We start from the raw sequence: 15,389 nt of genomic DNA on the forward strand, positions 1-15,389 counted from the left end.
TCGCAGGCGGCGTGCTACCCTCACATCACCGCATGAGCCAACAAGCGTCCGCCCTTCCCAACCAAGCTCAAGCCTCCGCCGATCTCCCTCGCGTTCTCGGCGCATCCCAGGCCACGGCTATTGTCGTCGGCACCATCATCGGTAGCGGCATCTTCCTCGTCCCCAGCGAAATGATGCGCGACACCGGCTCCTCCGCGCTGGTCTATCTCGCGTGGATCGTCGGCGGCCTCCTGTCCTTGTTCGGCGCCATGACCTATGCCGAACTCGGCGCTATGCTTCCCTACGCGGGCGGCGAGTACGTTTATCTCCGTGGCGCCTATGGGGATATTCCCGCCTTCCTCTATATGTGGACGTGGTTCGCCGTAGCCAAGCCCGCCTCCATCGCCGCCGTAACCATCGGACTGGCACGCACCCTCGAATTCTTTCCTGCCTTTCACGTTCTCGCCATACCCGTTGCCGGACTGCCGCTTCTGTGGTCCCAAGTCTTTGCCATCGCTGTCACTTGGTTCATGACAGGTCTCAACTATCTCGGCATCAAAAAAGCCGGCGACTTCCAACTCGTCTTCACGATTCTCAAAGGCGGCCTAATCCTTGTCGTTGCGGCCCTCTGCTTCGCATCCGCCTCGGGATCGTTGCATAACTTCTCCACCTCCCTGCCCACCGCCACCGGGGGCTTCAGCGGATTCATGCTCGCCCTAATCGCCACCCTCTGGGCCTACGACGGATGGAACGACCTGACCATGGTTGCTGGCGAGGTTCGGCGCCCCGAGCGGAGCCTTCCCGTCGCTCTCATCGGTGGGCTCTTTATCGTCGGCATCCTTTTCATGGCCACCAATGCCGCGATTCAGTACATCCTGCCGGCTGCGCAGATCGCCGCAAGTGAACGACCAGCTGTAGCCGCACTCTCCATCGTTGCCGGCCCTCGCGGTGCAGGATTCGTTGCAGCGGCCATGGCGCTCTCGATCTTTGTCACCCTCAACGGAACCATCATGTCGGGCGCACGCATCCCCTTCGCCGCCGCCCGCGACCGGCTCTTCTTCCGCCAGTTCGCGCACATCAACTCGCGCTTTCAGTCCCCTTCCACTTCTCTCATCATCCAGGGACTGCTCTCCACCGTGCTCCTGCTTTTTCTCTCGCAATTTCAGCAGCACTTCGAACTAGCCGTGTTCGCCGAATGGCTCTTCTACATGCTCACTGCGACCACCGTTTTCGTGTATCGCCGCCGGCTTCCCGATCTCGTCCGCCCCTACCGCGTCTGGGGGTACCCCATTCTTCCCGCCATCTTCGTCCTCTCAGCTACCGCCGTTCTCATCTACAGCTACGCCGGCAACCTAAAAGGCTCGCTGTTAGGGACCGCTCTCATACTCCTCGGCCTCCCTGTTCTCTGGTTAGTCCGCAAGATATACGGTCCCTCCACGCCAACCAATCAAATCCACACCGCCGAATAGTGCCGGTACATTGCAGTATTCTGAACAAGTAACCGGATGACCGGTCATGCACTTAAAGGGAGAACGGCATTGCCCACCCGAACCCAACTGTGGCAAAGTCCAAAATTTACGATCGAACGCATTGAAGATGAAGAGAGAGGCATACTCATCTTCAAATTCTCCGGCGGCTTCGCGGCCAACGACATGTACTCCGTACTGAAGCCGCTCGCTGTGGTCAACATCTTTGAATTTGAACCACCTCCCGGCAAGGAACGTCCAGCGCTCAACATCTTCGACATCACTGACGTTCCTACCCTCGACTCATCAGGCCTCGGACTTGTTATCAGCCACTTCATTCGGTCCCGCGCCCGAGGTGTTCGAGTTATCGCGGTCGGTGTACGCCCCAACGTTCTGCAGCTGTTCAAATTCACAAAGGTGGATGCCCTGATACCCATGGCTGCATCGATCGAGGAAGCCATCGCCGCGCCTCGAACCTGAGAAGATAACTGGAGCTCTGTTCGTCGGCTTTGGGCCGCCCGTTACAATCAGATTGAGATGTCGATCACGCAAACCGAGCTCTGGAAAAACGCCACCTTCAGCATTGAACGAATCGAAGGCCGCGCCCCGCGCACATTGATCTACCGCATCACCGGCCAATTCAACGCACGCGACATGTACGGCTCCATGAAGCAGATCGCACTCGGAAACATCTTCGAGTTCAAAGCGCCAGCCGGCGACGAAACACCGACACTCCACATCTTTGATCTCGCTGCGGTGCCGCAAATGGACTCGTCCGCCCTGGGAACTCTAGTCAGCCATTTCATCAACTGCCGCAACAAGGGAATCCGCGTCGTTGTAACTTCACCGAGCCCCAACGTTCTTCAGCTGTTCAAATTTACAAAAGTCGATTCTCTGATTCCCACCGCAGCCACAGTTGAGGAAGCGCTCAGTTAATGTCGCGCCGTCGCGACAATGCGATTCAAACCCCAGCTCAGTTCCACGCCATTGATCCCTACGCCGTAGAGAAAAGCGCCCACTGAGATGGCATCATCTCCAGCGCAATACCTCATTCGCTTCGACGATCTTTGTCCAACAATGTTGAGCAATCGATGCGAACGCTTCCTCTCCCTTTTAAGCCTCTACAAGGTAGCGCCGATCCTCGCTGTCGTTCCCGATAATCAGGATCCCGATCTGAACCTGCAGCCTCCAGATCCATACTTCTGGGATCGAATACGCACATGCGAAGCCGCCGGAGCCACCATCGCCATGCACGGCTATCAGCACCTCTGCACCAGCAGCGGTAACTCACTGCTCCATCTCCACCACGAGACCGAGTTCGCAGGTGTGAGTGAATCGCGACAGCGAGAATGGATTCGTTGCGGATTAGAAATTCTTCGCGGACACCGCCTGAATCCACGTTTGTTCGTTGCTCCCCGCCACGGATTCGATCGCAATACTCTTCGCGCGCTGGCATGCGAAGGTCTCGGAGTCCTGTCCGACGGATTTGCTCTTCGCTCCTTCACTCGTCACGACGTTTTGTGGGTACCCCAGCAGCTTTGGGGGCCGGTTGAGAAATCAACAGGGCTCTGGACCATCTGCATTCACACAAATACCGCGACGGCAGCACTCGAAGAAAAACTGGAGACGTTTTTACGTTCCAACTCCAAACAGTTCACGAGCTTCAACAACGTCATCGCAGACACCTTGCCAGACAATTTAAGTTGGAGCGAACGCCTGGCAGAGTCCATCGCATATCAACGCATGAGGATGTCTGCAGCAAAAACCCGCATGCTCCATGCGTCCTGATCGCGAACACTCAGCCACCCACCAACTCTAGACCGTGTCAGGAGGCTTGCTGCTTCCTCAGTTTGCTCGCGGCCGCGCGCTTCTGGTCTTCCCGCCGCACGGCTTTGCTTTGCTTGCCGGCCTTCGGTTCGCAGCTTCCCTTTTCCCCCGCAGCCTTGCCCGGAGTCGGCTTGAAACCCGGCCAGCAACGTTGGGATGAAGGAGACTTCATTCGTGACCGTGACGAAGATGAATGGTGACTTTTCGTTTTGGCTCTTGGGTGAGTAACCATGCGTAATCAGATGCAGGCCTTGTCGCTGCCCTTCAACGCGGCGGAAAAAACGCCCTCATATTTTTGTTCCCGCTTAATCGCCCCCTGGTCAATTGCCAGCCAGACCGCAGGCTCTACCGGTAACCCTTTGACGGGCCTCTGATTTAAACTCGCAGCAGATGCGCGTCTTCGGTATTGACTGCGGCACTGAAATCACCGGGTTCGGCGTAGTAGAGTCGGATGATTCCGAACAGCTGCCTCGTCTTGTCTGCAAGATCCATGGGGCGATCCGGCTCCTCAAAACGAAATCGATGCCTGAGAGACTTTGCGACATGCATCAGAGTCTGGCCGCGGAACTAGAGCGCTGGCAGCCTGAAGTCGTTGCAATTGAAGAAGTTTTCTACTCCGTGAATGCCAAGTCGGCACTCAAGCTTGGACAGGTACGGGGCGTCGCCCTGCTGGCTGCGGCGCAGCTCAAACTGCCGGTGGCAGAATATGCACCGCTCAGTATAAAGTCGTCAGTTGTGGGATACGGGCTAGCGAAAAAGGAACAAGTGCAGTTCATGGTTTCCCGGCTCCTCAACCTGCCGGAGCCCCCGCAGCCGGCCGATGCTGCCGATGCGCTAGCGATCGCGATATGTCACTTGCATACTGCCCAGACTCTCGCTCTTCAAGGGGGACGGCGATGAGATTTGCGGGGTTTATCCTCGCGGCAATGCTCATTGCACTCCCTGCACGCGGTGAATCTGATCGCGTCGTCCGGGTAGATTTCTCAAACCCCGGCCTCTATCCTGCGCAATGGTCTCTCGTTTTACGTCCCGATGGCAGCGGCCATTTTCACGCCGAAGGGGGGACCAAACCGAAGGATTCCGAAGAAACCATCGAACCTGCCAAAGTTGACCGCGACGTAACTCTGAGCGGCGATTTCACCAGCCACGTCTTCCAGACTGTGCATGACAAGCGCATCCTCCACGGCAAATGCGAAAGCCACCTGAAAGTCGCATTCCAAGGACTGAAGAAGATCAGCTACAGTGGGCCTGACGGAGAGGGTGGATGCGAATTCAACTACTCCACCGACAAGGAGATTCAAGACCTTGGTGAAACGCTTGTCGGCGTTGGATCGACATTAATCGAAGGGGCCCGGCTCGAGTTGCTCTTGCAGCACGATCCGCTGGGGCTTGATAAGGCCATGCAATATATTGTCGAGGCTTCGGATGATGGGCGCCTGCAACAGATATGTGCCATTCGGGATATTCTGGTGCGCCTTCAGGACGATCCCCACGTGATGGAAAGAGTCAGAAAGCGGGCACGCATGCTGCTGGCACGCTCGGGAAGCTGAAAATGGTCTGAATTGTTAAATTTCAGGCGCGACTTTTCACCTCTATTCGCGGTCTGAATGAGTGTGGACTCCTCGCGATGCGATTCTCATCGGAGGCGTGGAAGAAAGGGTGGGGGCTCCATGAATCCATTCATCAAGGTGTGGTTAAGGCCAGCTGCCAGCGTCGTGGGGCTGGCTTTGTTTTTGGCGTCAGGCCTCGTCTATGGACAGCAGGCAGATCCAAACGTGCGCGCGGCCCGCTTGAGCGATGTGGAAGGAGACGTCCAGCTCACCGAGGGCAGCCAGATTCTGGCCAACCCGGCACTCGTGAATACTCCTCTATTCGAGGGCGTCCAGATCACGACTAAGGACGATGGAAGAGCTGAGTTGCAATTCGATGACGGAAGCGTCGCGCGCATCTCTCCCAACAGCTCGCTGAAGATTGCCGTTCTCCGCCAGGAAGGCTCCACAACCCATGCCGAACTGGATCTTCAAAACGGATTGGCTTATTTTGAGTTCCAGGGGGATGCGTCAGGAAGCCGTACCATTGCCCGCTTTGGCGACAGCTCGGTTACTGCTACCGGTTTCACTGTAGTGCGTGTTAATCTCGATAATCTTCCCGGCGAACTCGCAGTCTTTTCCGGTAATGCTCACCTCCAACGCGGCAAATCACTGTCTCTTGATCTGCACGGTGGTGAAAGCGTCGCGCTTAACGCCGCCGACCCAAGTATCTACAATCTCGCGGAAACCATCGAGCCCGACTCCTGGGATGCCTGGAATGCGGATCGCGATCAGGAGTTGACCTCACAGCTATCGGCTAAAACTGCGGCCAGCGGCAATGCGGTCAACAGTAACAACCCGGCGTGGGGAGACCTCGACGCCAACGGTAACTGGTACAACGTTCCCGGCGAAGGCTACGTTTGGTCGCCGCTCGAAGCGGCCTCAGGAAACTGGGATCCTTACGGATGTGGCAACTGGGTCTGGACCCCTCAATTTGGATACGTCTGGGTGTCCTGCGAACAATGGGGCTACTTGCCCTACATGAGCGGAAGCTGGAATTACTACGACGACTTCGGCTGGGGCTGGCAGCCAGGGTACGGGTACCCCTGGTGGGAGACCGGTAGCTGGGGCTGGAACATCGGAAATCGTCCTTACCGCTATCAGCCACCACATCGTCCCCACGGAGGACCCGTAAAACCTCCAGGTGATCCGATTCGGCGCGGTGGCTTCTATCAGCCCAATCCAGTTCTGGCAGTCAATCGAGGACCCAGCGCACCCACTGCAAGGCCCGTCCATCCTATTGGCCGGCCGGTGACGATTGCGGGGAACACAGTCGCACCACTCAAGCCTCTTATGCCACGGCCGCCTTATAGCCCGCTCAACTCTTCCGGATTCAACCGTCCAAATCCCGGTTACGCAGTATACCCGGGCTACGGAGGGAACTCCGGCTACGGGGTCAATCGCGGGTACATCAATCCAGGTGCGGGTACCCGCACGGGAACCGGCTATGTTCCATGGGCGAATTCGGGCACAAACCGTTCGGGGTCTTGGACCGCTCCCGCTGCTCCCGGTGGCGGATATCACCCTTCAGCGCCAGCGCCCAGCCGCGGATACTCAGGCGCAGGCGCTCCGAGCAGCCACGTATCGAGTGGTGGCGGAGGAGGCGGTGGTGGCCACGTTAGCAGTGGGGGTGGAGGCGGCGGAGGCGGCGGTCATGCTGGCGGCGGTGGTGGAGCATCAGCAAGCGGAGGCCATCACTAACTCCGATTCAACTTAAATCAATCAATGGAGCCACTTCGTTCTTCGGAGTGGCTCCATTTGTTTTAAGAATTCTCCACAGCGCAGCGAGTGATTCGACGGAGACAGCCTCAGCGCGTGCTTTGAGATCGATATCTGCTTTCGAAAGCGCATCCGCGACCATGGAAGGATCAACGCCCGCCGCGCGCAGATTATTCGCCAGAGTCTTTCGCTTCGCGGCAAATATCTGGCGCAGAAACTTCAAAAAAGGCTTCCTATCCACTTCTAGTTCCTTGAAACGTGGTGCGAATCGCCAGCGAAATACAGTCGAATAGACTTCAGGAGGCGGCGAGAAGGCGCTGGGAGGCAACGTGAACAGCGGTTCCACCGGTCCGTGCATCTGAACCGCCACCGATAACAAACCGTAGTCCCGTGATCCGGGTACGCCCGCCACTCGATCGGCGACTTCCCGCTGCACCATCAGCACCGCTCGATCGAGCACGTCCGCATATTCGGCCAACCTGAGCAGAATCGGTGAGGTGATGTAATACGGCAGATTCCCCACGACAATAAGCCGCTGATTCGCCGCCGCAGCTGCGGCTGCAAAGTCAAAGGAGAGCACATCAATGGTGATAACTTCCACTTTCGATTGAACAGAAACTGCCCCTTGTTGCGCTGGCCCGCCAGACAGCTCGGCCGTCAACCTTGAGGCAAGCTCGCGATCATACTCGAGCGCCAGCACCTTTCCGGCTTTTGCAGCAAGTTCCCGTGTGATCGCGCCCGTGCCGGGGCCAATCTCGACAACTGTGCGATCACTGCAATCGCCCAGAGCGGCAACGATGCGGCCTATTGCCTGGTCATCGCGAAGAAAGTTCTGTCCCAGTTTGGATTTGGAAGGCACGGATCGATGTTAGTCGACCAGGCATGTATCCGACCGCCCACCTGTCCGGCGGGCAGAGACGTTTAAAGTTTCCATAGACTCTTCCGCCCTTGAAACGGGCAGGGGACCGAAGGAAAATAGGTATGTGAGGTGAACGACATATACTGAGCAAAACGATACAGTTTTCATCTTCTGTTCGTGGCAGAATCAAGCTTGGCCGTGGTGTGCCCTAGACAGTAAACCGAGCTTCTCACCGTATCTCGCTAATCTGAAAGGTCTTTCAAATGAACGCGATAGTTATTCCGACGTTCGATCTTGAAGCCTTTCTGGAGAACTCCGGGATCGGTCGAAGGACTGTCGAACTGAAAGCGAAGCAGACCTTTTTCTCGCAGGGCGATGTAGCCGATTGCGTCTACTACCTCCGCAAAGGTCGCGCAAAAATCACCATCGTTTCCACTGAAGGTAAAGAAGCCACCATCACCTTGCTATCGCCTCTTGATTTTGTCGGGGAAGAATCGCTTGCTTCCGTAGGCGGAGTTCGCCTCACAACCGCCACCGCGATCACGGCGTGCAGTGCACTTAAGATCGAGCGCGACGAAATGATCCGCGCCATGCATGGCGAACACCAGTTCTCAGACGTGTTTGTGAAATACCTGTTAGGCCGTGGCATCCGCACGCAGGCCGACCTCGTCGACCAACTGTTCAACTCCAGCGAAAAGCGACTCGCGAGGGTTTTGCTTCTGATGGCGGAGTTTGGCAAACCAGGCGAACCGGAATCACTCATCCCAAAGATCTCCCAAGAGACGCTGGCAGAGATGATTGGCTCCACGCGGTCGCGCGTGAGCTTTTTCATGAATCGCTTTCGCAAGCTCGGATTCATCGACTATAACGGCCGCATTCGCGTCAACAAGTCGCTGCTGAACATCATCCTCCATGACAAATTGCCTGGCGACAACGCGGTGAAGCCGCGGATTCTTAGCGTGCCGCCGAAGCGGCCCAGACAAAAGAAAATGTCAAAACAGGCCTGAATTGGACAGTGCCCACATCGCCTCGTAGAAGAGGCTTAGCTTAGCCGCGTAGTAATTCTGTATCGCTTTTCAACGCGCTCGGTTAAGTTCTCACGGTGGTACTTCAATTTTGGGGTTTGATGTCATCAGCCTTTCGACTCATAGATAAGCTAATTTGGCCAGCGAGACCCCGTACAAGAGTCACGCGGTACGGACTGGCCGTGGCATTGCCCCTCGCAGGCTTTGCTGTAACGCACGCACTTTTCCCCGTCGACCGCTCTCTGTTCTCTCCGTTGCTCGGTCTCGCGATTGTTTGCGCCGCGACGTTTGGAGGCATTTCATCAGGAGTGGTGGCAACCGCAATATCACTGCTGCTGAATATTCTGGCTTTTGGGCCCACAGGTCCATGGCAAATTCCTGGCCCGAAAAACACGCTGAATGGATTTGCTTTCGTGTTCGCCGGGATGCTCGTCTCTTTTGTGGCAGGGTCGGTGGGTGCGCTAAACCGAAAGGTAGCGCTTGAGCGCAGGAGGCTGGAAGATACCCTGAGCTGCATCGACGACGCCGTAATTTCGACAGATCTGAATGGACGCATCCTGCTGATCAATGCGTCGGCGGAGGAAGCTACCGGATGGAGCTCGGCGGAGGCAACGGGCAGGAATTCTGATGATGTGTTTCAGATCGTAAACGAAAGCACCAGGCTGACCGTAACTAGCCCGATACGGCAGGCCCTCGACGCAGGTCAAGCCGTAGGACTTGCGATGCAGACTGTGCTGCTGCGTCGTGACGGAAGCCAGATCCCCGTGAGCGACAGTGCGGCCCCCGTTCGAGACTCCGAAGGAAACATCATCGGAGCAGTCATGGTTTTTCGCGATATCTCCGCGCATCGAGAACGCGAAGCGACTTGGTTGCAGACCCAGAGATTGGCGACGGTGGGGCGACTGGCCGCTACGATTGCACATGAATTAAATAATCCGCTTCAATCCACATCCAACCTGCTCTTTCTCATCAGCGAGGGAGGCGATTCCGAAACGCTTCAGGCTCACGCCGTTGAAGCGATGCGGGAGTTGCAGAGAGCCTCGGATATTGCCAATCAGACGCTCTCGTTCGTGCGCAGCTCAGGCGAGCGAAGTTCCGTTTCGGTGAGTCAGCTTTTTGACGAGGTCCTATCGCTAAATCGAAATAAGCTCAAGAACAAAAACATTGACGTCGTGAGGAATTATTCGCCTGAAACCGTTGTCACTGCGCGAACAGGCGAAATTCGCCAAGTCCTTGGAAATGTTGTCGGGAATGCGTTGGACGCGCTGGATACCCACGGCAAGCTATACCTTCGAGCCAGGCCTGCGGAATGCCTCGGACGTCCTGTCATCCAATTTATCGTGGCCGACAATGGCAGCGGCATCTCCAAAGAACATCAGACCAAGGTATTCGAGCCGTTTTTCACCACCAAGAACGACGTTGGCACCGGACTTGGTCTCTGGGTGGTCAAAAAGATCATCGACAGCGAAGGCGGTTGCGTTCGAATGCGCAGCAAGGTGGGGAGGGGTACCGTCACGCGGCTCTGCTGGCCAATACGGTTCGAGCACGATACAAACCAGATGGCTTTGGGTCAAAGCACAACTAATGCTATTTCTCGTTCTTGATAATCGCCAGGTGAAAAGTTCTTCGCTGGGTGAATCCAAGACTTCGATATAGGCGGACGGCTGGATTATCCGCGAAGGCGTGTAGATAGGGCGAGCGTTGCTCCGCGAAAATGTCTCGCATCACTTCGCGCATCAGCCTTCCCCCATATCCGCGACCCCGCGCATCAGGATGAGTGCATACCGCGCTGACTTCGACAAATCCAGGAACACGCGTTCTCTGACCGGCCATCGCCATCAGCCGTTCACCTTCAAAGATTCCGTAAAAGTTCCCCAGCTCTATCGTCCGTTCACGAAAAGGGCCTGGCTCGGTGAGGCGGGCAAGCTCGAGCATAGCCGGAACATCGGGCGCAACGAGTCTGCGCAGCATTGTGGCCTCGGGGAATTCATGCGTGGATACTTGCGTCTCGGCAAGTTCAAGTCCGCGGCAGATCATCTGCGTCAGAGTTCCACCGCGAAAGAGTGCCCATCCCTCGGGAAGCGCCGGTTCATCGTTGAGAAACAAGCCTAGCAGGCCACCGGAGCCCGCGAGAGTCCGCAAGCTGTCATAGTTCGGCTGGGACTGTTCGGGAATTCCAGCCAGCGGCCCGATTTCTGCAGGATACCGTCGCGCCTGTCCATCGATTTGCGCCAGGAGGCGATGATCGGAAAGCAGTGCATGCAGGATCGGATTGTCGAGCAGACTTTCGTCGGCTTCCTGTAACTGAAAGTCCGGGGCGGCAACGTCGGTATCAACTCTGCGAAGGGCCATGCGTACAAGATGATGAAGAGATGCAGTCAGATGCGGAATCCTCATTGGCGAAATCTGCGTCAAAGTTGCAGCGTGTAGACTCGGAAGTTGGCTGTGAAACAGTTCACTTGATCCGGCAACCGTTAAGCAGGCGTTTGGGAGAGGAAGAATGCAGATTGTCTTTGCCGCGTCAGAGTGCGCGCCGTTTGTGAAGACTGGCGGGCTAGCGGATGTTGTCGGCGGATTGTCGCAGAAAATCTTAAAGTTAGGTCACGAAGTCAGCGTTTATCTGCCTCTATATGCAGGAGTTCGGCAGCACCTGGAAGGCGAGTTGAACTACGTGATCCGCTCTATCACCATCCCCGGCCCGCATAGCAACCGCTTCGCGGGAATTGTGGATGGCGGACAACGTGATGGCGTCAAGTTTTACTTTGTAGATTGCCCGGAGATGTTTGACCGCCAAGGTATTTACGGTAATAACGGTGACAGCTACGGCGACAATGCAGAGCGCTTCGGCCTGTTCTGCAGGGCCGTTCTGGAAGCGACGAAACAACTGGGCGTTCCGGATGTCTTTCACGTGCACGACTGGCAGTCTGCGCTCCTTCCCGTGCTGCTTCGAACGGTTTACAACGCCGACCCGGCGCTCAAGCACTCCGGCTCTGTGCTCACCATTCACAATGCCGCATATCAAGGGACGTTTCCGCCGTCAACCGTGGATGAACTGCTGCTGCCGTGGGATATTTTCACGTTTGACAAACTCGAACACTACAACACTTTCAACTTCCTCAAAGGCGGCATCGTGTACGCCGACAAGGTCACCACGGTGAGCCGCAGATACGCCGAGGAGATCCAGACACCGGAATTCGGCAACGGGCTGCAGGGGGCACTAAGCCAGCGGCGAGCCGACCTTGTCGGGATCCTGAATGGTGTGGATTATGCCGAGTGGGATCCGGCGACGGATGGCAATCTCGCGGGCCATTACACACCGCACGACCTGAGCGGAAAACGCGAGTGCCGAAAAGATCTTCTGCACGCTTTCGGTCTGGATGTATCGGAAGATACTCCAGTGATCGGCATCTGTTCGCGCTTCGCATCGCAAAAGGGATTTGACCTGCTTGAGCAAATTGCAGGGCGCCTTGCAGAGCGGGATGTAGCCGTGGTGGCGCTTGGAACGGGTGAGCCGTACTACGAAAAATTCTTCCGCGACTTTGCCTATGCGAATGCCGGCCGGTTTTCAGTGCAGATCCGATATGACGACGCGCTGGCACACAAGGTCGAAGCAGGATCTGACATTTTTCTCATGCCGAGTCGGTTTGAGCCCTGCGGCCTGAACCAGATCTATTCACTAAAGTACGGGACCATTCCGGTGGTGCGAGCGACCGGAGGATTAGATGATACGGTCGAAGAATGGAATCCCGGTCTCAACAGCGGCACTGGATTTAAGTTTGAAGCGTATGAAGCGCAGGCCTTGCTGGATACAATCGATCGTGCGTTGAGTGCGTTCTACGACAAGAAGCAATGGTCGCAACTGATGCAGAATGGCATGGCACAGGATTTCAGTTGGGACAAGCCTGCTCGCGAGTACGTTGCGGTGTACGAAGAAGCCGCGCGAAAAAAGGCCTGATCAGAATGATTTAGAAGTCCAGAACCGCTGCTTCAGTTGCAGCGTGAAAAGCCCCTGGCTAATCATGCCAGGGGCTTTCCTTCCTTTGGGCGCATTTCTGCGAAAAAGCTAGGCACCCTGGCCCAGTACCCTCGGCACATCAATTCCAAGTGCAGTAGCCAGATCGTGCTGATGCTCCTGCTCCTGCGAAATGATTTTGCGCAGCTGTTCTGCGAGAGCATAGTGGCCCAGGGCCTCGGCCTGTTTCACACGTTCGCGATAGTTCTTGATGGTAACGGTCTCATTGTCCAGATCGAACTGAAGCATCTCTTCCGGTTTTTCTGAGAGCTTAACCTCTTTGGGTGTCCCTGTGGGCATGCCGCCCAGATAATCCACCTGGTCAGCAATGATCAGTGCGTGCTGCAACTCTTCAGAAGCATGCTTCTTTAATTCAGCCGCGATGCTCATCCACTTCGCGCCTTTCAACACGTTGCTGTACACGGTGTAAGCGATCACTGCCTGGTATTCACGGGCCAGGTCTTCGTTTAAAGCGTTGATCAAATCCTGAACAGCCTTGTCGTTTTGTTGATCCTGATTGCTTTGACCCTTCTGGTCTTGAGGCTTCTTATCGGGCATGCCACTTCCTTTTCCGTCCAATTTAAGCAGTAGATCTGCTCAGACACCACGTGGGATGCCGTACGCAACGTGGATGTTGCGTCAATTTCTTGTAAACCGGCAAGAGACGAAATTTGTGATCCAACTGATGATAAAAACACTGCATCAAACCCGCCCGTATCCACATGAACGAGGTACGCTGCAATGGGTCCGAAATACCTTACGGCGCTGTTGTGCGCCGCTCCCCTGATCTGCCTTGGCCAAGGAACTTCAACGAGCTTTAATAACCCGGCAAGCTTTTCAAGCAATAACCATCTTCTTGATCTTCTCCTGATCGCGCGTCCGGAAACGGTTCATCTTGGTCCTTTTAGTCCCACCGCGTGGATCTATGAGGCATGCCAGACTTCAGTGGCCGTCGAGGATCAATGTCCTGCCGACTCGCGCACCGCTGCGTCCTATGCCGGCGTCGTGCTTCATCTACAGCCTGGTGATCACCTGCGCATCAAGCTGGTCAATCATCTGCCACCGGCGCCAAGTGATGACGAGAACGCGCACGGACCGGACCCGATGATGAACGAGATGTTGATGGCCAATCCCACCAACATCCATACACATGGCTTGATCGTTGAACCGCGCAAAGCAGACGCGTCCGATCCCACGTACGGCGATTATGTCTACGTGGTGGGCTACCCGGCCGGCAAACTGCCGCCGATGGTCGATCCGGACCTGTCCGCGACCGATCAGCCGATTCAATACGACATCTATATTCCGACCAACCATCCGTCGGGTCTCTATTACTTTCATCCCCACATTCACGGGCTGGGAGTGAACCAGATTTCGGAGGGCCTCGAAGGCATGTTGACGGTAGGGTCCATCCAGGACGAAGCCTCGGCGACCAATAACTTCACGCTGCCGCCAAACTTCTCCGTGCGCTACATGGATATTCGAGACATGCAGGTGCTGCCGAATGGCGAAATCCAGGACCAGGAAGATTCGATGTATTGCGCTGCCCTTCCTGACCCGGACGATAGCCGAGAAGGATCATGCGCTGGAGCGAATCCACCGCCGGATGCGCCCGGCCCGGGCCCGATGTACCAAGGCGGCAAGTGGTTCTTCACCATCAACGGGGCGGTGTATCCCACTATCAACGTCGACCAGCAGAATGGCGAAGTGTGGCGCCTGTTGAATGGCGCGGCGAGCCGGACCTACGATCTTGCGATCAAGAACGATCAAAATCATGCGCCGGTGGTCTTCCAGGTACTGTCTCTGGATGGCGTGGCATTGGCGCCTACGGCGGGGACTGATGTTTCGAAGATGACGGTCGGAGGACGGTTCAAACCGGTTCAATGTCCGGGGCCGAAGCAGCCGCACCGGCTATCTGAACCGGTGTGCGCAACGCATATGGTCATGTTCCCCAGTTCTCGCGCTGATATTTTTCTCGGCTCGTTTGAGCCTAGGCATCTGACCTCTGCAACGTTTCTGACCACAGACATCAACACTGGCTCGGCGGGCGACGACTGGCCGGCCGCCAACCTGGCGCACCTGGTCTTCTCAGGAAAAAACACTAAAGCGATCGGTGCGTTGAACGTGAAACCTGTCGCGGCCGCGGCACTGTCGGCCAAGGGCGCGCTCGGCGGTCCGGTGAAAGCGATGTATCCGGGAATGACCCAACCGCTGCCGATCGCGGACGCAAAACAAATCGCAGCAGGCAAATCGTCCGCGTTGCCCGTTGCGCTTGACGCCGCGACGAGCCAGCAGGTGCAATCGCTCTCCGCGGCCCAGGTGCAGAAGTTTGGTCCTCGGCTCGCAGCACAATCAAAATCGGTAGCATCAATCGCCTCGCCGAACTGCGCGGCTCTTCCCGCGGGTCACCATCGCCGCGTATTCTTCGGAGTTCCATCAACCAATCCTGACGGCTTCGGGCTCGGCTATGAAGAAGTCGATGCGCAGGGTAATTCCGTGCCCGGCACGTTTGAGGACGTCTCGGCATTCAACCCCGCGTTCATAAACGTGTGCCTTCCACTCGCTCCGGGAAACCAGACCGCTACAGAGCTGTGGGAACTGGTGAACGTTGCAGCGGAGGCTCACAACTTCCACATGCACCAGACCAAGTTCACAGTGCTGCCGAAAGGCGCGCCAGTGGGCGACGGCGGAGCCATGATGGACAACGTGCCTCTGCCCAGCGGAAGCGCGATGTGCGACGGGTCGGTGCTGAAATGGCGGGATGGCACGTGCAAGGTGACGCCAGTCCAAGTATCGATTCCCTTCTCGGAGATTGGCGACTTTGTCTATCACTGCCACATCGGCGAGCACCAGGACGGCGGCATGATGGCGCACATCCGCGTGATCGCCAACCCGTAACGCTAAACGATTCAA

14 protein-coding genes are annotated in these 15,389 nt (G+C 56.5%); 11 read left to right on the forward strand and 3 right to left on the reverse strand.

The window, feature by feature from the left end; genetic code table 11:
* The first annotated feature begins 32 nt into the window (after positions 1–32).
* The 7 genes from P8935_RS18365 (at position 33) to P8935_RS18395 (ending at position 6,562) form a co-directional block, all read left to right on the forward strand.
* Positions 33–1,448 (forward strand): amino acid permease, encoded by a 1,416-nt coding sequence (locus P8935_RS18365; protein ID WP_348261755.1) that lies wholly within the window; start codon positions 33–35, stop codon positions 1,446–1,448.
* 69 nt (positions 1,449–1,517) lie between these two features.
* Positions 1,518–1,925, forward strand: coding sequence for an STAS domain-containing protein (locus tag P8935_RS18370; RefSeq protein WP_348261756.1), 408 nt, complete (start codon positions 1,518–1,520; stop codon positions 1,923–1,925).
* A gap of 57 nt (positions 1,926–1,982) precedes the next feature.
* A complete protein-coding gene (locus P8935_RS18375; RefSeq protein WP_348261757.1) occupies positions 1,983–2,381 on the forward strand; it encodes an STAS domain-containing protein in 399 nt (132 codons plus the stop codon).
* 87 nt (positions 2,382–2,468) lie between these two features.
* Positions 2,469–3,233, forward strand: coding sequence for a DUF2334 domain-containing protein (locus tag P8935_RS18380; protein ID WP_348261758.1), 765 nt, complete (start codon positions 2,469–2,471; stop codon positions 3,231–3,233).
* Positions 3,234–3,662: 429 nt separating this feature from the next.
* Positions 3,663–4,172, forward strand: coding sequence for a crossover junction endodeoxyribonuclease RuvC (gene ruvC, locus P8935_RS18385; protein ID WP_348261759.1), 510 nt, complete (start codon positions 3,663–3,665; stop codon positions 4,170–4,172).
* Positions 4,169–4,822 (forward strand): hypothetical protein, encoded by a 654-nt coding sequence (locus P8935_RS18390; protein ID WP_348261760.1) that lies wholly within the window; start codon positions 4,169–4,171, stop codon positions 4,820–4,822. Before ruvC ends, P8935_RS18390 begins: the two co-directional genes overlap by 4 nt.
* 120 nt (positions 4,823–4,942) lie before the next feature.
* Positions 4,943–6,562, forward strand: a complete 1,620-nt coding sequence (locus tag P8935_RS18395) for a DUF6600 domain-containing protein (RefSeq protein WP_348261761.1) — start codon at positions 4,943–4,945, stop codon at positions 6,560–6,562.
* Between the two features lie 7 nt (positions 6,563–6,569).
* Here the strand turns inward: P8935_RS18395 and rsmA are convergent, their stop codons facing one another.
* Positions 6,570–7,439: a 16S rRNA (adenine(1518)-N(6)/adenine(1519)-N(6))-dimethyltransferase RsmA gene (rsmA, locus tag P8935_RS18400; protein WP_348261762.1), complete on the reverse strand. Its 870-nt coding sequence runs from the start codon at positions 7,437–7,439 to the stop codon at positions 6,570–6,572.
* Positions 7,440–7,702: 263 nt separating this feature from the next.
* On the opposite strand from rsmA, the gene P8935_RS18405 reads away from it, so the two are divergent.
* Both P8935_RS18405 and P8935_RS18410 read left to right on the forward strand, forming a co-directional pair.
* The gene (locus P8935_RS18405) at positions 7,703–8,446 is read left to right on the forward strand and encodes a Crp/Fnr family transcriptional regulator (RefSeq protein ID WP_348261763.1); all 744 of its coding nucleotides are present in this window, start codon (positions 7,703–7,705) and stop codon (positions 8,444–8,446) included.
* 200 nt (positions 8,447–8,646) lie between these two features.
* On the forward strand, positions 8,647–10,068 hold the full coding sequence (locus P8935_RS18410) for a PAS domain S-box protein (RefSeq protein ID WP_348261764.1): 1,422 nt from the start codon (positions 8,647–8,649) through the stop codon (positions 10,066–10,068).
* On the opposite strand, the gene P8935_RS18415 is transcribed toward P8935_RS18410, so the two are convergent.
* A complete protein-coding gene (locus tag P8935_RS18415) occupies positions 10,052–10,861 on the reverse strand; it encodes a GNAT family N-acetyltransferase (protein ID WP_348261765.1) in 810 nt (269 codons plus the stop codon). The two genes, P8935_RS18410 and P8935_RS18415, sit on opposite strands and share 17 nt — an antisense overlap.
* Positions 10,862–10,964: 103 nt before the next feature.
* On the opposite strand from P8935_RS18415, the gene glgA reads away from it, so the two are divergent.
* A complete protein-coding gene (glgA, locus tag P8935_RS18420) occupies positions 10,965–12,419 on the forward strand; it encodes a glycogen synthase GlgA (protein WP_348261766.1) in 1,455 nt (484 codons plus the stop codon).
* A 108-nt stretch (positions 12,420–12,527) separates the two neighbouring features.
* Here glgA and P8935_RS18425 read toward each other — a convergent pair whose 3' ends face one another.
* The gene (locus P8935_RS18425; RefSeq protein WP_348261767.1) at positions 12,528–13,034 is read right to left on the reverse strand and encodes a ferritin-like domain-containing protein; all 507 of its coding nucleotides are present in this window, start codon (positions 13,032–13,034) and stop codon (positions 12,528–12,530) included.
* 183 nt (positions 13,035–13,217) lie between these two features.
* Between P8935_RS18425 and P8935_RS18430 the strand changes: the two genes are divergently transcribed.
* Positions 13,218–15,374, forward strand: coding sequence for a multicopper oxidase domain-containing protein (locus P8935_RS18430; protein WP_348261768.1), 2,157 nt, complete (start codon positions 13,218–13,220; stop codon positions 15,372–15,374).
* Positions 15,375–15,389 lie beyond the last annotated feature (15 nt).

This window comes from Telmatobacter sp. DSM 110680 (assembly GCF_039994875.1).
Classification (GTDB): Bacteria; Acidobacteriota; Terriglobia; order Terriglobales; family Acidobacteriaceae; genus Telmatobacter.